Origin of the sequence: Panacibacter ginsenosidivorans, from assembly GCF_007971225.1 — a bacterium.
In the GTDB taxonomy this organism is placed as follows: Bacteria; Bacteroidota; Bacteroidia; order Chitinophagales; family Chitinophagaceae; genus Panacibacter; species Panacibacter ginsenosidivorans.
The window spans coordinates 1,121,543-1,141,497 of record NZ_CP042435.1; the positions used below are offsets into that span (position 1 = coordinate 1,121,543).

The 19,955-nt window shown below is 35.7% G+C and carries 18 protein-coding genes; 7 read left to right on the top strand and 11 right to left on the bottom strand.

The annotated features are described in order from the left end of the window. The first annotated feature begins 75 nt into the window (after positions 1–75). From FRZ67_RS04690 to FRZ67_RS04705, 4 genes are read left to right on the top strand one after another with little or no spacing between them, the layout of a single operon-like run. Positions 76–612, top strand: a complete 537-nt coding sequence (locus tag FRZ67_RS04690) for a hypothetical protein (protein WP_147188429.1) — start codon at positions 76–78, stop codon at positions 610–612. Beyond that, on the top strand, positions 605–1,744 hold the full coding sequence (locus FRZ67_RS04695; protein WP_147188430.1) for a fused response regulator/phosphatase: 1,140 nt from the start codon (positions 605–607) through the stop codon (positions 1,742–1,744). Before FRZ67_RS04690 ends, FRZ67_RS04695 begins: the two co-directional genes overlap by 8 nt. Further along, on the top strand, positions 1,741–2,082 hold the full coding sequence (locus tag FRZ67_RS04700; protein ID WP_147188431.1) for an STAS domain-containing protein: 342 nt from the start codon (positions 1,741–1,743) through the stop codon (positions 2,080–2,082). Before FRZ67_RS04695 ends, FRZ67_RS04700 begins: the two co-directional genes overlap by 4 nt. Positions 2,083–2,085: 3 nt before the next feature. Beyond that, entirely contained in the window at positions 2,086–2,601 is a 516-nt protein-coding gene (locus FRZ67_RS04705) for an ATP-binding protein (protein WP_147188432.1), read from the top strand. Between the two features lie 168 nt (positions 2,602–2,769). On the opposite strand, the gene FRZ67_RS04710 is transcribed toward FRZ67_RS04705, so the two are convergent. After that, entirely contained in the window at positions 2,770–3,540 is a 771-nt protein-coding gene (locus FRZ67_RS04710) for a glycosyltransferase (protein ID WP_147188433.1), read from the bottom strand. 21 nt (positions 3,541–3,561) lie between these two features. Then, positions 3,562–4,353 carry a glycosyltransferase family 2 protein gene (locus FRZ67_RS04715; protein WP_147188434.1) on the bottom strand — a complete coding sequence of 264 codons (792 nt, stop codon included), beginning with the start codon at positions 4,351–4,353 and terminating at the stop codon, positions 3,562–3,564. Between the two features lie 231 nt (positions 4,354–4,584). On the opposite strand from FRZ67_RS04715, the gene FRZ67_RS04720 reads away from it, so the two are divergent. After that, the gene (locus tag FRZ67_RS04720) at positions 4,585–5,931 is read left to right on the top strand and encodes a lipopolysaccharide biosynthesis protein (RefSeq protein ID WP_147188435.1); all 1,347 of its coding nucleotides are present in this window, start codon (positions 4,585–4,587) and stop codon (positions 5,929–5,931) included. A 311-nt stretch (positions 5,932–6,242) separates the two neighbouring features. Here FRZ67_RS04720 and FRZ67_RS04725 read toward each other — a convergent pair whose 3' ends face one another. Further along, positions 6,243–7,379 carry an acyltransferase family protein gene (locus tag FRZ67_RS04725; RefSeq protein ID WP_147188436.1) on the bottom strand — a complete coding sequence of 379 codons (1,137 nt, stop codon included), beginning with the start codon at positions 7,377–7,379 and terminating at the stop codon, positions 6,243–6,245. A 142-nt stretch (positions 7,380–7,521) separates the two neighbouring features. Here FRZ67_RS04725 and FRZ67_RS04730 point away from each other — a divergent pair, with 142 nt between their 5' ends. Continuing rightward, on the top strand, positions 7,522–8,373 hold the full coding sequence (locus tag FRZ67_RS04730; protein ID WP_147188437.1) for a beta-1,6-N-acetylglucosaminyltransferase: 852 nt from the start codon (positions 7,522–7,524) through the stop codon (positions 8,371–8,373). A gap of 172 nt (positions 8,374–8,545) precedes the next feature. Here FRZ67_RS04730 and FRZ67_RS04735 read toward each other — a convergent pair whose 3' ends face one another. From FRZ67_RS04735 to FRZ67_RS04760, 7 genes are all read right to left on the bottom strand, one after another. After that, complete coding sequence (locus FRZ67_RS04735) at positions 8,546–10,591, bottom strand: LruC domain-containing protein (protein ID WP_147188438.1); 2,046 nt, start codon at positions 10,589–10,591, stop codon at positions 8,546–8,548. A 152-nt stretch (positions 10,592–10,743) separates the two neighbouring features. Further along, the gene (locus FRZ67_RS04740) at positions 10,744–11,952 is read right to left on the bottom strand and encodes a glycosyltransferase (RefSeq protein WP_147188439.1); all 1,209 of its coding nucleotides are present in this window, start codon (positions 11,950–11,952) and stop codon (positions 10,744–10,746) included. Next, complete coding sequence (locus FRZ67_RS04745; RefSeq protein ID WP_225975509.1) at positions 11,939–13,447, bottom strand: O-antigen ligase family protein; 1,509 nt, start codon at positions 13,445–13,447, stop codon at positions 11,939–11,941. Before FRZ67_RS04745 ends, FRZ67_RS04740 begins: the two co-directional genes overlap by 14 nt. Continuing rightward, positions 13,448–13,588, bottom strand: a complete 141-nt coding sequence (locus FRZ67_RS23360; protein WP_158638304.1) for a hypothetical protein — start codon at positions 13,586–13,588, stop codon at positions 13,448–13,450. A 166-nt stretch (positions 13,589–13,754) separates the two neighbouring features. Then, entirely contained in the window at positions 13,755–14,954 is a 1,200-nt protein-coding gene (locus tag FRZ67_RS04750) for a glycosyltransferase (protein ID WP_147188440.1), read from the bottom strand. 18 nt (positions 14,955–14,972) lie between these two features. Next, positions 14,973–17,135 carry an exopolysaccharide transport family protein gene (locus tag FRZ67_RS04755; RefSeq protein ID WP_147188441.1) on the bottom strand — a complete coding sequence of 721 codons (2,163 nt, stop codon included), beginning with the start codon at positions 17,133–17,135 and terminating at the stop codon, positions 14,973–14,975. Further along, entirely contained in the window at positions 17,132–17,809 is a 678-nt protein-coding gene (locus FRZ67_RS04760; protein ID WP_147188442.1) for a TolC family protein, read from the bottom strand. The genes FRZ67_RS04755 and FRZ67_RS04760 overlap by 4 nt, the downstream gene beginning before the upstream one ends. A gap of 181 nt (positions 17,810–17,990) precedes the next feature. Here FRZ67_RS04760 and FRZ67_RS23855 point away from each other — a divergent pair, with 181 nt between their 5' ends. Then, complete coding sequence (locus tag FRZ67_RS23855) at positions 17,991–18,644, top strand: acyltransferase (RefSeq protein WP_147188443.1); 654 nt, start codon at positions 17,991–17,993, stop codon at positions 18,642–18,644. Between the two features lie 98 nt (positions 18,645–18,742). Here the strand turns inward: FRZ67_RS23855 and FRZ67_RS04770 are convergent, their stop codons facing one another. Continuing rightward, positions 18,743–19,942 carry a sugar transferase gene (locus FRZ67_RS04770; RefSeq protein WP_147188444.1) on the bottom strand — a complete coding sequence of 400 codons (1,200 nt, stop codon included), beginning with the start codon at positions 19,940–19,942 and terminating at the stop codon, positions 18,743–18,745. Positions 19,943–19,955: the final 13 nt, after the last annotated feature.

Genomic DNA, 19,955 nt, shown 5'->3' on the forward strand with positions numbered 1-19,955 from the left:
CGCACAAGTGTGCGACGCAACCAAAGATGCCATGAGAAATACAGTTTGGCTCATAAAAAAAGAAGAACAAATAATTTGACTGATAAGATAAAAATAGAAACGGATAATTTTAAACAGATTGATGAGAGCGATGCTGCCATAGAACAAAAGTTGCATGAACTTGAATTATTGTTAGCGCAAACAGAACTGGATAGTGAAAAAATAAAATATTACAAGCAAAGAGTTGATGACACCTTCGATAAAAGCAGGCTCAATCGGAATATAGATATTTACCAGTCGCTGGATGATAAAACATTTCTTTCCGCAGATGACAGGCTTGACCAGTTGATTAATCTCCTGGCAGAAAATCCTGTGGATAGTACCATTATCAAAAAAAGAAAAAATACGAACTGGATAAAAAAGATCATTCTCATTATTATCGCGCTGCTGATGATAACGATCGGTTTTACAATGATCGTATTACCTGCCCCGCCTGAGTTTGAAATGTTTACCATTTATTATTTCAACCGGGATGATGGTGTTACATTAATGGATCTTATTTCGCTGCTGATCATATTCGGTGGGGTATTTTTATTAATAACAAGTATGAAGCGCAGGACAAGTGATGAGTGATGCAAAAAGAACCATATTAATTGTTGAGGACAATATCTTCTCTTCGATGGTGTTGCAGAAGGCATTGGAAAACGAAGGCTATAAATGTCTGCTTGCTGCTGATGTTAATGCTGCCATGAAAATACTGGGACAGGTATTGCCAGACATCATTTTATCTGATTATGAAATGCCTGAACAAAATGGCTTTGATTTCAGGGAGCATCTCATCAATCACCCGGTATTAAAAAACATTCCTTTTATTTTTCTTACTTCTCACACAGATCAGGCGCTTATGCTTAAAGGTCTGCGCATGCATGCGATCGATTTTATTTCAAAGGATACGCCATTTCCAATGCTTGTTTCCAAAGTAAATTCAGTGTTGCAGGTAGTGCGCAACCAACAGGAACTTTCTGTGCAGGAATTAAAGAAAGCTGCGGAGGCCATTAATATAAAATCTATTCCAAAAGAAGCGCCGGTTATAGATGGCTACGAAATAAATTTCTGGCACCAGCCATTCCAGAATTATCCTGGTGGAGATTTTATTGATTTTATAAAAGCAGATGATACACATACATTCATCGTGCTGGGAGACGTAATGGGTAAAAAATGGAAAGCATGGTTCTTTACATTTGGTTATTTAAGTTATATACGGTCTGTAATAAGATTTTCTGTATTGAATGGTGAATTCAATCCTGCAAAGATCCTTAAGAATATCAACGAACTGATCTGCATGGATGAAGTATTGACCGATATTTTCTCCAGCTTGTCTTTATTAATGCTGGATGCAGATGCAAACAAATTGCATTACTCCGGCGCAGGTGATCTTCCGTTACTTTATTTTAATAAACAAAATAAAGATGCGCTGAAAGTGCAGTCGACAGGGCTTCTGCTTGGTTTTACGAAAGATACAGAATACGATGAACAGGTGATTAATATGGAAAGCGGTGACCAATTATTTGTTTTTACAGACGGGCTGATAGATTTGGCGGGGGAACAAGGAAAGAAAAGCGATTATGAGCTTTTTGCAAAAAAGATAAGCAACACAAAAAGTAACACATTTAGTTTTGAAAAAATAAATAGCAAAATACTTTCAGGTATTACAGACCATAACCAGGCAGATGACGCCAGTTTAATTTTTATAAAAAAGATATGAATACCATGATCATAGAAACAACAAAAGAAAACGGTTTTGTTATTGCAACGATTACAGAACACGAAGCCAGTTTAAAGAACAGTGATGCTTTTAAGGCAGCTATTACTTCACTGATAGAAAAAGAGAATAAATATATTATTATCAACTTCGAAAATGTAACTTATATAGACAGCTCTTTTCTTGGCGCATTGGTTTCTTCTTTAAAATATGCTATGTCTAAACAGGCTGATTTATGCATCGTTAATCTCAGGAAAGATATTTATGCACTGTTGCAACTTACAAGAATTGATAAAGTATTTAAGATCTACAGCACAACCAGTGAAGCATTAGCACATTAAACAATGAAAACAATAGAAAGCAAGCAATTCAGCCTTCCTTCAAATGCTGATCAGTTACCATGTTTTATTGAGAAAATTATGAATGATTTCATATTGCTCAATAATTTTCCCGAAACAACTTTGTTCAGCATAAAATGGATACTTACAGAATTAAGCACGAATGCTTATAAACATGCCCTGGCTGAAAAAACAGAACTCACTGTTACGATTGATGCATCAACTGTCAGCATTACAAAAACAGATAAAGGCAATCCACCGCCCTTTTATTTATTAAGCAAGCAGGTAAACGGCCAAAGGATCAATATTTATGGTTGCAGCAGCAATCCGCTCTTTGCAGAAAAAAGAAAAGATGGTGTGCTTTATTTTTCCGAGGAATTAATTACTGTTGAAACAATCGATATTGAATCTTTCTGCGAACATTTTGGGTTACTTATCGTAACAAGAAGCAGCAATGAGTTTACCTTCTTTCGCGATGAAAAAGAGCAGGCTAATATTTTTAAAGCAGTTATAAACTATTAGGAATAATTTTTAGCAACCTGTATTGCTACTATCAACATTGGTTGTGTCACTCACTTCAGGGTTCTGAAAAACCGTCAACAATTTAATACAATGCTCAAAAATGTACGGAATGTATAAGTGTGCGACGCAACGATGTTACATGCATATTCAAAAGCCGGGTAAATAAAATTATCTCAGTAAAAGATCGTAATTGAATTTGAAGTGACGATATGCTTCACGCATAAGATGTATAAAAATATTATTGCTCTCTCTCCATAAATTTCTCTTCATAGTGCTCGGTTCTTCTGCAGAGTTTTTCTGGAAGAATAAACTTTTGTAATCTTCGTAGAACATGGCCTTGCCTTTATTTTTAAGAAAAGACATCATCATTCTGTATTCTGTTACATCACCTTTTACACCCTCCGGGTAACGGCCAAATTTTTCAAAAAAATTACTGCGCCTTAAATGCGGGTGATCGCTGTAATAATAAAATTTTTTATACCCCGGCAGCCACCATTTGAATTTCATTTCAGAAAATCCATCCCTGAAAGGCTTTAAATAAGGGAATTTAAAATACGCGTAAAACCGCACCAGGTCTATATCCTTCCTTTCATCCGCAATATCAAGTGCATGTTGAAAGTGTATAGCAAAATCTGCAGCAGGTTCAAAATCTTCCTGTACATAAAGTGTATATGCAGTTCGAATTGCATCCTGGCCTTTATTGATGTTATTACCAAGCCCTTTATTTACCGGTGTTGTTATTGAACGAAATTCAAAATTATTATGCAACTGCGAAATATAATTGAGGTGTTCAGGTTTACTACCATCATCAGACACAACAATGTCGCCGAAAGAACACTCGATATTTTTAAACGATTGTAAAAGACGCTCAAGTGAACGGCTCCTGTTATAATGAGTTACCAATAATGTTACGTCCTTAAAATGATTCTTTTCTTTCATCACGGATCTTTTGAGTAAAAATTATTTCATAAAGGCAAGGTCGAATGTCCATTTAAGTAACTTGAATTTTAAATAAATAGCTCGTACAAATAAGATAAATGCATTGTTGCTGCTACGCCATTCACTCCTGTTCATCGTACTGGGTTCTGCCGAAGAATTTTTTTGATAAAATATTTGTGTATAATCTTTATAAAGCAGCCCTCTCCCTTTCTTTTTGATAAATGAAACTGCCATGCGGTATTCTGTTTCATCACCTTTAACCCCTTCAGGATAACGTCCAAATTTTTGTAAAAAATTACTGCGCCTCAAATGGGGATGATCACTGTACACGTAGAACTTAAGATGATTAAAGTACAAAGGCGAAGAATGAAAAACCATTTCCGTAAAACCATTTCTATAAGACCTCGCATACGGATAATCAAAATATGCATAGAAACGAATGATATCAAGATCAGGCCTTTCCTGTATTATATCCAGTGAATTTTTAAAACATTGCGGAAATTCAGTTGAGGGCTCAAAATCTTCCTGTACATACAACGTATAAGGTAATGTCACTGCATCCTGGCCCTTATTGATGTTATTGCCAAGCCCTTTGTTAACCGGTGTAGTTACAAGAGTAAAATTGAACTGATTCTGCAGTTTTTCAATATAAGCAAGGTGCTCAGGTTTGCTGCCATCGTCAGAAACAATAATTTCTCCAAAACTGCATTGAATATTTTCGAAAGACTGAAGCAAACGTTCCAGTGAACGGCTTCGGTTGTAGTGAGTAATGAGTAAACTCACTTTGTGAAATTCACAAACCGGAAGTTCCATGTTCAGGCATTTTGGTTTTTACGTAAGATATTGTTACAAATAACGCTGAAACTATGAAGTTCTTGTTTTGCAGGCACAAATGATTTTATTTACTACACATAATTATTAAATAGCCATTAAAGTTCTGCGTTGCTGTACAGATGTGCTTCGATAATCAGTTTTTATACAGGTACATCTTCGATATTTGAAGATAATTGTGCGTAAGATTTTTGTATACAGACCTGTTATAATATGTTATCTAATATCCGGGAAAAATTACAGAATAAACATTTTCTTTCACTGGCCGGCAACGGCATCATGTCCATCCTCGGCATGATCACCATAGCGTTATTGTATCGGGTCCTATCACTTTCAGACATTGGTGTTTGGGTCTTCTTTCAGTCAACGGTTTTACTCGTAGACACGTTTCGTTCAGGTTTTCTCACAACAGCCTTTATAAAATTTTATGCTGGTTCCTCCAAAAAACGCAGTGCAGAAGTGGCAGGCTCAACCTGGTATATTGCTCTTTGTATCACGGGCATTCTTGTAGCAATAAATCTTCCTGCTTATTTCTTCTTACAAAAGATAGGCGACCCCGGTTTAGCTATGTTTTTTAAATGGTTTGGTATTACTTATATTTTTACATTACCTTCTTTTGTTGCAACATGCGTATTACAGGGACAGCAACGCTTTGACAGGTTACTATATATTCGTTTTATAAGCCAGGGCTCCTTCATTATACTGGTGATCATTCTTATGTTTATGCACCGGGTAAGTCTTCAATCAATTGCTTACGCTTATCTTGGATCCTCGTTGCTTACAAGTGCAGTAGCCATCATTACAGGCTGGTCACGCATCAACACATTTATAAAAAGAAGCACATCCTGCATCAAAGAAATTTTTCATTTTGGTAAATACAGTGTAGGTACTACGCTTAGCTCCAACCTTTTCAGAAGTTCAGATACATTCATTATTAATTTTATGTTGGGTGCACCGGCATTGGCTGTTTATAATATTGGCCAGCGTTTAATGGAAATTGTAGAAATTCCTTTAAGAAGTTTTGCAGCCACAGGTATGCCTGTTTTGTCTGCGGCATATAACAGCAACGACAGTAAAGAAGTAATTGCCGTACTAAAAAAATATGCAGGTATGCTTACAGTTGCATTAATACCTGCTTTTATCGGTGCTGTTTTATTTGCCAATATTGCAGTGGCGGTAATTGGTGGTGGACAATACGCAGGAACAGAAGCGGCTAATGTGTTGCGTATATTTATGACGTTTGCTTTGTTGTATCCTGCCGACAGGTTCTTTGCACTAACCATTGATGTGATACATAAACCCAAAATAAATTTTTACAAAGTACTTATAATGCTTACGGGTAATATACTTGCAGATTTTGCGGGCATTTGGTTCTTCGGAAATATTTATGGTGTTGCCCTCGCAACGGTTGTGCCCATTCTTATTGGTGTATTGATCGGCAATTGGGCTTTACAACAATATCAGCCATTTCAATTCTTTTCTATTTTTTCTACAGGCTATCAAGAAGTTCTTCATTTAGTCAAACAAGTATTACCCAAAAAAAGAAAAGCATTTAGCTGATCACTTCGCTTGCATGTTACATAACTATAATTTTGACCGCTGTTATTTTATTACAGGTTTATGAATGTTGCATATTTTATGTTACAGACTGCAGCATTCCATAGCATCGTTGGTTGTGTCACTCACTTGTACGTTCGGAACAGGATAGAACAGGTCTATACGTTCACAAAGTTTACAAGCTATTTACTTGTGAACGCTTAAACACGTGAACTGCTGCAACATTTCTTCAGTACAAGAGTGCGACGCAACGATGTTCAACAGCAGTACTAAAGCCTGGTTACAAATAAAATATTTACACCCTGATAAGAGAATTATGCAGTAAGCACTTTATCAGAATAATTTGCGGTTGTGGCTTTTCTCCTGGCCAGTTTATTTTTCCATGAGAAACGCATTTCAATATTTGTATAGGTCCATTGGGAAACCTTGTAAATAATAAAGTAATTAACAATAAAAAGATAAGCATATGCCGATGGAGGGAAATGTAACAGGCGAATAAATATTATATTGAAAATACTCAGGATAAAAGCATGTGTCATATAAATGGAATAGGAGTACTTGCCCATCTTTTTAAGAAACCCTGAACGTTTCAGCAGCCCTGAAATAAAGCCACGTTCAAAAGCAAAGATCAATACGGATGAGAAGAAAGCGATCTCGTAAATAAAACCTATATTTTTAAAAGTATCGCCCCGATAAATATAAATGCCTATGCTTACAATCAATAACAATTCTGAGATATGAAAAAACAGGTCGGGCAATGCATTGAGGTTGTTTCTCAAGAAATTAAAAAGATTCAAGCAAAGTACACCGGTGAAAAAACCTGCTAAACCGCGCAAAAATCCATAATTAAAGCTGTAATTAATTTTATAATTACCGTTAATGATAAACATGATTGCAATACTGGTAACAGCTATAAATGCAAAAAAATAGTTCCTGTTTTTAAGATTTTGCAGTTTGTATAACCCAAATAATAAACTGCCAAACATAAGATAACTGATCATTTCAGCACTGATAGACCAGCTTGGTATATTCCAGCTTACATCAGTAACACCCGGTTGTTTTACAGAATTCATAAGCAGCAGTGATGATACGAATGTGTGCCAGCTATTATTTTCGTTATTAAGGTTATTGATCTGTATACGACCTTCAAATAAATGTTTGGATAATTCTATTACTACAAATACCAGCAGCATAATCAAATGCAGCGGGTATAACCTGCTTATTCTTTTTTTAAGAAAAATTTTTACTTGCCTGTAACTATTCATTTGCCTGTATGAATAAGCAATAACAAAACCACTTAGCACAAAAAAGAAATCAACAAACAGGTCTGAATTATAAATAAAGCTATTATTTAGTAGCGGTGTTGCAGAAAAGAAACTCATATGAAAGAATACGACCATAGCAGAAAATATTCCACGAAAAATATCCAGCACTTCAAAACGGTCTTTCATTGCAAATGGATTTTAAGATTTTTAATACATTGTTTAAACCACGATACATAAAACGTATTTAAAACATTATAAGTGTAGGGTAAGTAATTTTTAATGATGTCTGTATAATAAAATCTTCAATTTTGCTTTTACAATATCCTGTATGAAAATCGCACATCTCATACTGGCACACAACCAGCCAGATCAGTTAACCCGACTTATAACCAGGCTTTCACATAAAGATGCTGATTGCTTTATACATATAGATGCAAAGACCAGCCTGGAAGCCTTTAAGAAAATCAGCCAATTACAAAATGTTTTTATAATTGATAAGCGTGTAAAAATTACATGGGGCTCTTACAGTATTGTTCAGGCAACATTAAATGGACTAAGCAACATTATTGCCAGCAACAAAAATTACGATTACATAAATTTACTGAGCGGTCAGGATTATCCATTAAAAGCAGCAGTAGAAATTCACCAGTTCCTTAGAGAACGAAAAGGCAAACTGTTCATGGAATATTATTCTATAGAACAGGAATGGAAAGAAGCTATTCCACGTATAAAAAAATATCATCTTACTGATTATAATATTCCGGGCAAACATAAGCTCGAACGGCTCATTAACACAATATTTCCTTCGAGAAAGATGCCGCAAAAATTAATCCCGGTAGGCCGTTCACAATGGTTTACTATTACACTTGAATCAGCAAAATATATAATTTCTTACCTCAAAAAAAATCCTGATGTATCGCAGTTTTTCAGGCTTACATGGGCGCCTGATGAAATGATCTTTCAAACTATTTTATATAGCTCTCCTTTTAACGCTGCCATGGTAAATAATAATCTTCGCTATATTGACTGGAGCGAAGGCAAAGCAAGTCCTAAAACATTTACTATAAATGATCTTGAGACATTGCAAGGATCAGGAAAACTCTTTGCTCGAAAATTCAATGCAGATAATGATGAAAAAATTCTTACTGCATTGGATGAACTAACTATGAGCATTGTATAGTTTGATATTTCTTTATTTGTACCAAGCCATGAATCTCTATTTAACATCGTTGCGTCGCACACTTGTACACCTTATTATTCATTGAGCAGATGCAATCATTTTCTACAATGATCTTTTAAATAAAAATACCCTTTCTTTTGAAAGGGTATTTTTACCAGCTTAAATTAACAGCTTACCTGCTATAAATAAGATTATCATTTCGATTACCATTACTATTTATATACCAATTAGTTTTGTCTGTTCCTCCTGACTTTGCCCATTGCAGGAAATGCAAGTAAGCTTTCGAAATATTATTGGCTTCTGAAGGATAATCGAAAGTTTCAAGAATACTTATGGCCCAGGGCCAGTTATCAGCACTGAGATAATACTTACCTGAGGAAATACTTGTATTGTCATCCCCTGTACCATAAAGTTTCGGGTCAGCTTTATCCGTACCAGCATTCCCAGGCAAATGAATTTCATATCCCCTTCTCTGATTGCTTATAACAAAAGGATTAAATGGTGCAGCTCCAAGATCGGCAGCAGAAAGCCCTGAGGCAAATTGAACATAAATATGTGCAGTATCACTGGTAAAAAAAGTAGTACCCTTAGTAACATTTGCAAAACCACCCTGGGGAATCAAAGCACGTGTATCATCAAATGGAATGATCACTGCTTTTGTTTGACCAGCCTCCGTTCCATTTGAATTTGTCTTAATATAATTCGCAATCAATTTTTGACCTGTTACAGAATTTATTTTACTATATGCAAATGGCAACTCTACACCAAAACCATTAACAAATGAAGCTCCGGTTGCACGTAATGCATAATCTCCAAGCATTTCGATTGTTTGGTTTTTTGCGTCATTGATGAATTTATAACGATAACTAACAACAAGGTCATTCATATCATAATCCCCCGTTGAAGGCCACAGGTCTTCGAATGCAAGTGTACCCCATGTAGTTTCAGAAGGAAAATATTTTACATATGCCCGGGCCGGGTCTGTTGGAAAATCGTCGTATGTATCGGTAACACCATCTCCGTCTTTATCATTTGGTATTTCTATTGGCTTAACATTGCTGGTATTAATAGCATCTGAAACCGATGGAGTGATATAATAAATAACATCATTAAAATCTTCATCACCGGAGCCATTATCTCTTTGCAGATCTTCAAAACTTTGCAGGAATACTTTATCCTGTGCATCATATAGTAATACAGCATGTCTCTGGTATGCTGAACTTTCATTATTTAGCGCATCATTCGTATAAAACTTTGTAACATCTGTATTTACGCCTGAAACAAAGTCTGCCCATCCATTCTGAAATAAAACAAAACCGATAGATGTGCCTGCATTGAATGTTCCAAGTTTTATTTTATCTCCTGAGCGCATCGTACCGCCTGAACCATATAAAGAGGCATTGGGCATAACTAATTTTACAGACTCTATATTGTTAGCTTTTTTAGGCGCACTTCCTGTGGAATAAGTGTAATAGCCAAGGGAATTTAGATTACCAGCACCTTCATGAACAAGTGTAACATAGACATCCGTTGTCTTTGTGATATCAATATTGTTATAAGCATCTGAGGTAAGATAATCCGGATGATAAGCTGGAACAGGCTTTGATTCAGGTAATGAAGTATTTATTATGCTTAAGAAGTCTGCTGAAATATTGTCGGATGTAGTAAGATATGCCGGCCTGCCATAATAGTCATAAGATCCCATGTACGTATATTTTGTTCCGGTAACTCCATTATCCACACTTATAGCTGTAGGGCTTATCATTAGCATATCTCCTGCAGCATTCTCATTTGGTACAACATCACCACTATAACCATCAGTACCCCCAATTATGCATTGAACACTATTCCCGGAAATAGGTGCTTTGGCGTTACGCAATAACCCTATATAAGCAGGATCGATCAACAATGTATCTATATAAGATGGCAAACTAACTGTAGCCTTAATTACTCCACTTGCGTCGCTCAGTGCAGTAAATACTGCATTACCTCTTTTTGCATTACTAAGTGTATAAAAGTTTACTAACACGTTTTTCAAAGGTGCATTATCATTCGTTAGCAATTTAACCTCTAACGAGACCTCTTTTGAAGTAGAAAAATTGAAACCGTCAGGAGCAATAGGATCCTTTACTTCGGGGTTGTTTATGGATTCTGTACTTTTTTTACAAGATGTTATGATCACTGCAATCATTAAGATTGTTGCAATATACTTCTTCATCAGATTGGATTTTAAATTTAAAACAGGTTTAATTAAATATAACTATAAACAAAAATAAACAGCTCTTTAAACGACCATTACTAAATCTGCAGTTGAAGTGTGCGACGCAACAACTGTTTAATTAATGAACTTACGCCAGGCTCAAAATAATTTTAACGACTAACTTTATTAACTGCTGCATAAATATCTTTAACGCTGTTCTCCCATGAATGCTCCGTTGCAAACAATTTTCTTTCGCTCACAAGTGTTGCTGAATTTTCTGCAAGCGCTTTTTCAATAAGCGTTATATATTCTTCTTTCGAATTGCCCAGATAAGTATGTGCTTCAAAAATAGACATAGCTTCCGTTCTTGTAGCCACAACAGGTTTACCCATTGCCAGGTATTCATCAATCTTTCTAGGGTAGTTACCAATAGTTACTGCATTAACCAGTTGCGGATTTAGGCAAACATCAAATGCGTTAATATATGCAGGCAAGTCTGCAGGTTGTTTTGCTCCTAAAAAATGTATGTTTTTTATACTATGCAATTCACCTTTTTTAAATTGTTCATCTTCCGGGCCTACCAATACTATATTCCATGAAGGCCTGTGCTGTGCAATATGTTTGAGTATATCCAGATCAATCCTGATACTCTGCAATGCGCCAACATAGCCAATTACAGGAGATTTGAAGAGCTCAATATCAGCGGGCTTACGATGACTTTTATGTTCCAGAAATATATCCAGCTCACAACCCTGCCCCACATAAAAAGAATTGCTGTTATATTGTTTACAATAGTTCGTGAGGTAAGTTGAATTAGCAACACAACAGTCACTCTTTGCAATGATCTCGGGTTCCAGTTTAAGACCATGTGTTCTCCAGTAATCAACGGCCAATAAAAAATCACGGGAATAATAAATACTTTTATCTGGTTGTAAATAATCTTTCAGGTAAAAGCTTCTGAAAATATCATTATCATTAAAGAGCAGAATATTACTAAAGCCAAGCTGCTTTACCGCTTTTTTAATAGAGGCAGCGAAAATTTTGTTATTATACCTGTTAAGGTTATTAAAGATCCCTTGGTTCTTTATCCAGTTGATCGATTCGATCATTTTATCGGGATAATAATTCCAAAGATTCCCCCCTATTTTTACAATCGCCTCTTCTTTTCTTTTTAAAACATTTATCCTTTTCTTTACCCTGGGATCACTTTTATGACGCATGAATGTAATTCTGTCAAGCGGAGAATTAACATACAACACACGGTTATGTTTGCTAAACTCCAAAGCTATGTTCTTACAATTACTGCCGATCTCTACATCCCACGGCTGTAGCCCAACAACAACAATGTCCCTGTTTGATATAAGATTATATTCCTCCATACACCGGTCCGTTTTTTTCAATATCTAACCTGTAGGTTATATTTATAAGTGCCACCACCAAGTAAAAATATATGTTGGAAGGGAACTGCACTAATGCTTCCTGTGGATAATTACCAAGATTAAACGCAAAAACGATCAATACCATTGCAAGGCAATAGGCTTTTAATTCAGGATCGCGTATGCGATAATAATTCTTTATGCCCGTTTTTAATATAATAAACATTAAAATGCAAAACAATAATAACCCGACCCAGCCCATTTCTACAGCTACACGCACATAACCGCTGTCCGGGGGGAAATGTGCGAGGAATGAATTCGGTGCAAAGCGTTGCCCCCATGCACCTGTAGCGCCAAGCCCACCACCTAAAGGATGTGACAAGATATATGGCTGTATCATTTTTTGATTTGCCTTACGCACATTGAAAGAAGCATCATCGGATGGTTTAAATGCAGATTGAAAACGATAAAGCGTTGGATTAGATGTTGGAATAAAGATCATAACTGTAATGAAAACACCGGCACCAACAGAGAAGAGTAATATTTGTTTATTGTATTTTAAAACAGCAAATAAAATAAGCGTAGCGGGTACCAGCACATATGCGCCACGTGTACCTGATGATAGCATTGACCACAGAAAAATAAATATAAAAACACCCAGTAAAATTTTTTTCCATGCTTTTATAGCACCTGTCATAAGAGCCATACACAGTAAACTGCTTACGGCCATATTATAAGAGAAGGCAACAGGATCTGAAAAGATGGAAAACTTTCTCCAATGCTCATCTATAAATAATAAAGACATGATGTTTGGATCTGAATGCAGGTAGGCTTCTTCACCTGCAGAGAACCCGATGTATTCCTGCTTCAATCCATACAATGCTGCAAAAAGTGTAAGCAATATCCACATCTTAAGAATAAACCTGATGAATATTACTGTACGAATATGAAACATGAAAATAAAATACATGAGCATAACAACACCTACTGTACGAACCGTGTAAACCCATGCCAGTCTTGATTCTGCAGAAGGATTAGCCACTTCAATAAAATTATACAGCAGCCATATAAGTATCATAACACTTACAGGCCCCTTAAATATTTTCCAGTTCTTTTCTGTTTTTTGTCTGAAAAAAAATCCAAGTACAAGTATCCATTGCAAAGCATCCATTAATGTGCCAACGGGAAAATCGATACCAAATTTCATAATGGCAAAAAGCAAATATGCCATCAACAACAATACTACTACGCCAAACTCCGGAAATGCAAGTATGGCATATAATACAGGCAATCCAATAAATAAAACGATTAATAAGAATGCAGGTGTTATACCATATAATGCAGTTACAACGGCAAAAAAAATAGCAGCGCTGACTAAAATAAAATAACCTAATGGCGTGTTCAATCTTTCAGATACAATTGATTGCAATATGTTCTTTACATATCCCTGTTTATGTTTCTTTTCAGGTTCAAGTGATATTTGAAAAATTTCGCTCACTTAGAAGAATAATAATTTAAAGAAGAATATAAATACCGAAAGCGCCGATAATGCAATAGCAATCTTTTCTGTAACAACAGATATATTTTTTTGCTGTTGTTCTTTTTCTTCCGCAGATATTTCTATTGGTTCAAAGCGCATAACGATTTTTTTATTTACTAAACTTGATTACTACTATTGAGCTTCGTTGTGTCACTCACTTGTACATTTAAAACCTTATTCAGCTGCCACGTATTCATCAGTACAAGAGTGCGACGCAACAGTTGATGCCATGCAATACAAATGGATGGCTCAAAAAATATTCTTGTTAAGATCTTAACTCCTCTATCGTATGCTCATGATAATGTTGTGTTGCTACAGAGAAAGCATTTGCCCTTCTCACTTTCAACAACGACAATACCTGGTAGAACATAAATAAAGGGATTCTTACAAGCGATCTATACACACGTTTATCTGGTTTTGATTGCGCAATACCTATAACAAAACCTGCGATAAATATTATAAAAGCAATGAACCATATTAATGCAACCACAGGTTGTATGAAAATATTCAGTACTATAAAAATGGCAGAAAGAATAATGAAAATAAACAGTGGTGGCCTTAATAAAATAAATCCAAACAGCAGTTGGTTCCAGTTAAGATTACGAATGCCTTTACCAGTTAGCTTAAAACCAAATGTAAAATACCTGAACCATGTATTTATCCAACGGGCTCTTTGCTTTACCAGTTGGTCAGACTTTGATGTCTTCTCGTCATACACTACAGCATCTTTTGCAAATGAAATTCTGTTATTGCTGTTGAGTAACTGGTATTGCAACACTTTATCAAAGCCTGCGCCTGTAATGTCAAGATGTGCCAGGCAATTTTTATAAATTTGTACAGTAAATGCCATGCCGGAACCCGAAAGTGTTGCAGAAGAGCCAGCGCCAAACAAAACCTCACCATCATAAAAGTGATAATACATATCACGTGCTGCATCTAAACATGCATAAACTGTATCAAGATTTTTTGCTTTTCTTACACCTTGCACGGCTACATAACCAAGATTAAAATATTCATTCAATTCATTGAGATACTCTGGGTCTACCAGGTTATCACTGTCAATAATGGTAAGCCTGTCATGATTTCTTTCAAATCGTTCAATCGCATAAAAATGAGATCTTGTATTACTGCCCAATGTTTCTTTTGGTCTTAATACAATAACACGTTTATCTGTAAAATGCAGTTGACTAACGTCACACTTATCTGCAACAATATAAATAAGATACCGGCTGTAATTCAATCGCAGCAAAGAATCTACTACAGCAGGCAATGTTTGCGTGTGCTCATAAGCAGTAACGATAATTCCATAATCGCCATCTTCCGCTGAAACAGGATGCTTAAGTAACGATCTTGTTTTACCACCTTTTATCTTATAAAAACAAAAAAGCAATACAGGGAGTATAAGATTGTAACCAATGATCACCTGCAACAGTATCCACAAATAATAAAAAATGTTTACGTACATCGTAAATTATTTTACAAGTTATTTTTTTCTCCTGCCCTTCCCGGTTGAAACCTTATTCAATATCCATCCTATGAACTTATTATTAAGCCCCGACAGGTAATTGATATGTTGTTGTTTTGTTTCATCAATATTCTGTCCGGCCGCAAAAATTGCGATCGTCTTATCTGCAAACATCATCCACTCTTTGGCTTTATTGAGAGTATTAAGCGAGGAAGTTTCAATAATTACCAGGTCGAACTGTTGTTTAATTTGCATTAATTTTTGTTTTATGTTCACCTCATCTGCAACTTCCAGTAATGAGATATCATTGCCCCTGTTTGCAACTACATTTATTGTACCCTGGCTCGCAAATTGAGTGTCGCTGGTATGTGCAGGGTTGAAAATATCTTCCAGGAAATGATCCGGCTTTACAGTCTGGCTAATGGCATTATTATTAAAGTTGCCATCAATAAGTAATACTTTTTTATTAGCCATGGCACATGCATAAGCAAGGCTGATAGAGAAAAAGGTTTTACCTTCTCCTTCTTTCATACTTGTTATTGCAAGTATCTTTTCAGTGCCCATCTCCTTTTGCAATTCAAATCTTACAGAGCGCAAAAGGTCTTTGAATCTTACCAGGTTTTCATCTGCAGATTGTGTTTGCCAAACCTGTTTAAGATCAAGCATGGAGCCACTCAATAAATTCAGGTAACCAAGTACCGGTTTTTTTGTTTTGTTTGCAAGATCTTTAGGCTCTCTGATAGCATCATCGAGATAAAAAAGAACAAACATTGCAACAACGCAGAACACAAAGCTTATAATGCCTGAAAGAATAACCAACAACATTTTTTTTGAAGGCTGGGCAGAGCCAGGCATCCCGGCTTCTATTTGCTTCAGTCTTACAGAAAAATTTGTTTCAAGACTTGTTTGATTATATTTCTGTAATATTTCCAGGTATTCCCTGCTGGCTACATCAATATCATTTTCGTATGCCTGTATCACAGCTTCATGCGGAACCAGTTTGTCAAATTTCTGGTTAAGTCTGACCAGTTCGTTATCTAATGAAGCAACACTGTTCTTTGCCAGGTCACGCGATACTTCCATAGAAAGCTTTTCTGTAACAAGATCCTGCTTTGCAGAAAGCGGGTTGAAAATATACTTGTCAGACGATTGATTAATTTTTGAGGTCATGTGCGCTCTTACAGAATCAATGCTTGACTTTATAGCAGGGTCAAAGTTGCTGCTGACATAGCTTTCATTTAGCTTACGTAATTGATCTTTATCGGCAATAATTTCACTGTTTATATTGGTAAGTGTTGATTCAAGATATTTTCTGTCCTCCGGTTTAAACTTATTATCAATATTTTCCAACGCAGCACCATAAGAAACAATTTCTTTTTCCGCAGTTTGCTTTCTGGTCTCGAAGTCAGCTATTTGCCCATACAGGCTTTTAGCCATTTCATTAAGATTCAAAACATGGTTTTGAATCTTATAAGCTTTTAGTTCAGCTATTTTATTATTCATAGCTGCATACTTTTCTTTCAATAACTTCTCAAGAAAATTAACCGTATTGTCCTGCCCGTTCTGCAAAAGCGAATCATTGTACTCAATAAATTCTTTTGTAAGTGTATTAACTATAAAGGCAGATAGTTTGGGGTTTTCAGATTCAAATTGTATATCAATGTAATCACTGTTACTAACCCTGTATAAACTTAGCTTTGTTTTTAATGACAACTCATCATAACTCATAGATTTGATCACCTCATTCAAGCCGTTCTGATCAGGGTTATACAAAGAAAGTTCAGTCTTGGTTTTATATTTTTCAGTATAAACAGCGATAGCATGTTTTTTTGCATCCCCATTTAATTGTTTTAGGAGCTTGCTTTCACTTCTGAAAGGTTCATTATCCGTAAGATCATGCATTATTAACCGGTAAGAGACCTGGTCAATCATCCTTTTCAGTTGCATCTGCTGTATAAGATTATTGAACTCCAGGTTTATTTCAGATTCCTGCTTAGTGTTTTTATCAAGCAAGTTGGCAGAATTATCAACAATACCTGTTGCAATTCTTGCTTTTGAAACATACACATCAGGCATGTTACGCACCAGGAAATAAGTTATGATCACGGCAGTCAAAGGAATGCCGATGAGTATAAATTTTCTTTTAAATAAAAGCTTTATAAATGCTGCGAAATCGATCATTTTATTTGTTCCAATTTTAGACCAACTAATTCTTCAAGATTAGATTTTGCTATCAACAAGGATGCTTCTGATTCTATCTTAGCCTGCACACGGTCATCATAAGAAACCATATACTTATTATAACTTTCTAATGTTTCTTCCCCCTTTTCAAATTTGTATTTCATTTGTTCCATGGTACCCTCTATATCAAGTACAGCCTGCGTTTTAACGCGCAACAGGCTCTTTGCCTGCACGTATAAAAAATAACGCTGCGTTACCAATGCCTGTATATTTACTTCGTATTCTTCTTTCTCTGCTTTAGTTATTTCAAGATCACCTTTGGCGTGTTTTATAACAGAAGGTTTCTGTAACACAGAACCTACATTTACAAATAAGCCAACCTGGTATCCATTTAAAAAGGAGGGATTTACAAGTGTGGTAGAATTATTGGGGCTATATAATAAAGAAAAATTTGCTACATCAAACCAGCCAAGCTTTGCTTTTTTTACATCAGTAGCGGCGTTTTCTATACGCTTGTCATACACTTTCATCTTCGGGTAATATTTCTTTGCTGTATCTATCAATTGCTGCAGATAAGTGTAAGAAACATCCTGTAACATGGATTCCTGCGCCGCGGAGGAGAAATGCAGCAACAGCATAGCAAATGGGATAATGAACCCGGTTTTCTTTGACATTGGAGTGATCCGATTTTTACTTATCAAAAGCCTCGTAAACTATTGATAATGATAACTACAAAATTAAAACACAGACACCGATCTCAACCTTATAAAAGAATTTAATTGTGCTGTGCTATAACTTAATTTCTATATATACGTTTATAAAACAAAAATTCAGAAATAATATTTTTATTAGCCAATGTCCTTTGCAGAAAAAATAAAGAGTGATCCAAAACTTAAAAAAATCGTTCACCGTCTTATCATTCCAAAAGGTGAAGCAAAACCGCGTTTATGGGTAAAACTTTTTTTAAATCGCTGGTTCCATACTTATGGTAAAGGTTCTAAAGTAAGAAGCTATACGCGTATGGATCTCCTTCCTTTCAACAAATTCGAACTGGGGCATCATTCAACGATCGAAAATTTTTCTACTGTTAATAACGGCGTAGGCCATGTAATTATTGGATATAACACGTTAATTGGTATGGGAAATGTTGTTATTGGCCCGGCAGTTATCGGCAACAATGTTATACTTGCCCAAAACATAGTAATGAGTGGCCTCAATCATGAGTATAAAGATGTAACGAAACCCATCCATGCCCAACCTGTTACTACTGCCCAGATTACCATTGAAGATGATTGCTGGATCGGTGCAAACGCAGTGGTAACAGCAGGTGTAACCATTGGCAAACATAGTGTGATAGCTGCCGGTTCTGTTGTTACAAAAGATATTCCTCCTTATTCAGTAGCTGTTGGCAACCCTGCAAAAGTTATCAAAACATACGATCATGAAATTGGTGAGTGGATAAAAGTTGTGCAGGAAAAAAATAAATTTTCACAGGGACAAATTATCTAAGATTTTTATGAACCGGGCTACAATACATGCATTAAGCATTTGTTGCGTCGCACTCTTGTACATTTGTATACATCTCAACAAAGTGCAGTTACAAATCTTTAAACATTTTCTTTCTGAAATAATGCCGGTATAGTTCTGAAAATAAGACGGAAATCATTTAGGAAACTATGACTCTCTGCATAAGTATTATCCAGCATTAACCTTTCCTCTTCAGACATATCTCCTCCTTTTCCGCGTTTTTCTACCTGCCACAAACCGGTGATGCCTGCAGGCGCAATAAAACGCTGAGCGTATTTATCTGTAGTTAATTTTTCTGCTTCATATAACGGCAAAGGCCTGTTACCTACAATACTCATATCTCCTATTAAAACATTTACCAATTGCGGTAATTCATCAATACTTGTGTTACGCAAGAATTTTCCAACCTTAGTAATGCGCGGATCATCTTTTATTTTTATAAATGCAGAACCAGCAGCTGCTTTCTTTGATATTGAATATTGCTTTTCGCACCAGGAATGATTGTCTGCATATAAAGACATCTGGCATTTTATTCCCATACGTGTACAATCATCACACAATACAGATACAACTTCTGCTACTGCTTCCTCTTTAGCTGTAACATACTGGTTAAGATGTTTCAGGTCTTTTAAACGCTGATCTGCGTTAACGTACATAGACCTGAACTTGAAAAATTTAAAAATGCGATATCCTGTACCTACACGTAAAGAATAATAAAATACAGGGCCTTTTGATTCAAATTTTACAGCAATAATTATTAAAAGAAGAAATGGCGAAAGAATCAATAAGGCAAATGCAGAAAATACAATATCAAATATTCTTTTTATAAGGGGCAATTTGAATGCAGTCTTTACATTTGCCCCGGATGCTTTTTTAAGAATAGTCCAGTTACTAATTAAAAAATGAACCCTTAATGCTACTGATTGTGCTGAAGTTTTTTTAAAAAAGACATCTGCCACACCAGCCTTTAATGCAATGCTTTTCAGGTTTTCATTAATATTATCCGTAAGAATAAAAAAGGGCACATCGGGTAACTTTTTGCTTTGCAAAGCCTGCAGCATAGAAATACCTGAAGTACCGATTATTTCGGATCTTGAAATGATGGCAACAATATTAAGTTTGAGTTTATTCCATTTTGTACTAAGATCAATACCATTATCAAAATGCATAATGGTATATTTATCTATACTAATTTCTTTTACTGCATTGAGAAGCGCTTCGTCTGCTGCTACCAATGCTATTACCGCCATTTTCTGCTGAAGCATTTCGTTGCTTTCCATTTTCACAAATTAA

Bases quoted from the DNA above. Each gene is read 5' to 3' on its own strand.
- FRZ67_RS04695 (WP_147188430.1), top strand. From the start codon at position 605: ATGAGTGATGCAAAAAGAACCATATTAATTGTTGAGGACAATATCTTC.
- FRZ67_RS04700 (WP_147188431.1), top strand. From the start codon at position 1,741: ATGAATACCATGATCATAGAAACAACAAAAGAAAACGGTTTTGTTATT.
- FRZ67_RS04705 (WP_147188432.1), top strand. From the start codon at position 2,086: ATGAAAACAATAGAAAGCAAGCAATTCAGCCTTCCTTCAAATGCTGAT.
- FRZ67_RS04710 (WP_147188433.1), bottom strand. From the start codon at position 3,540: ATGAAAGAAAAGAATCATTTTAAGGACGTAACATTATTGGTAACTCAT.
- FRZ67_RS04715 (WP_147188434.1), bottom strand. From the start codon at position 4,353: ATGGAACTTCCGGTTTGTGAATTTCACAAAGTGAGTTTACTCATTACT.
- FRZ67_RS04720 (WP_147188435.1), top strand. From the start codon at position 4,585: ATGTTATCTAATATCCGGGAAAAATTACAGAATAAACATTTTCTTTCA.
- FRZ67_RS04725 (WP_147188436.1), bottom strand. From the start codon at position 7,379: ATGAAAGACCGTTTTGAAGTGCTGGATATTTTTCGTGGAATATTTTCT.
- FRZ67_RS04730 (WP_147188437.1), top strand. From the start codon at position 7,522: ATGAAAATCGCACATCTCATACTGGCACACAACCAGCCAGATCAGTTA.
- FRZ67_RS04735 (WP_147188438.1), bottom strand. From the start codon at position 10,591: ATGAAGAAGTATATTGCAACAATCTTAATGATTGCAGTGATCATAACA.
- FRZ67_RS04740 (WP_147188439.1), bottom strand. From the start codon at position 11,952: ATGGAGGAATATAATCTTATATCAAACAGGGACATTGTTGTTGTTGGG.
- FRZ67_RS23360 (WP_158638304.1), bottom strand. From the start codon at position 13,588: ATGCGCTTTGAACCAATAGAAATATCTGCGGAAGAAAAAGAACAACAG.
- FRZ67_RS04750 (WP_147188440.1), bottom strand. From the start codon at position 14,954: ATGTACGTAAACATTTTTTATTATTTGTGGATACTGTTGCAGGTGATC.
- FRZ67_RS04755 (WP_147188441.1), bottom strand. From the start codon at position 17,135: ATGATCGATTTCGCAGCATTTATAAAGCTTTTATTTAAAAGAAAATTT.
- FRZ67_RS04760 (WP_147188442.1), bottom strand. From the start codon at position 17,809: ATGTCAAAGAAAACCGGGTTCATTATCCCATTTGCTATGCTGTTGCTG.
- FRZ67_RS23855 (WP_147188443.1), top strand. From the start codon at position 17,991: ATGTCCTTTGCAGAAAAAATAAAGAGTGATCCAAAACTTAAAAAAATC.
- FRZ67_RS04770 (WP_147188444.1), bottom strand. From the start codon at position 19,942: ATGGAAAGCAACGAAATGCTTCAGCAGAAAATGGCGGTAATAGCATTG.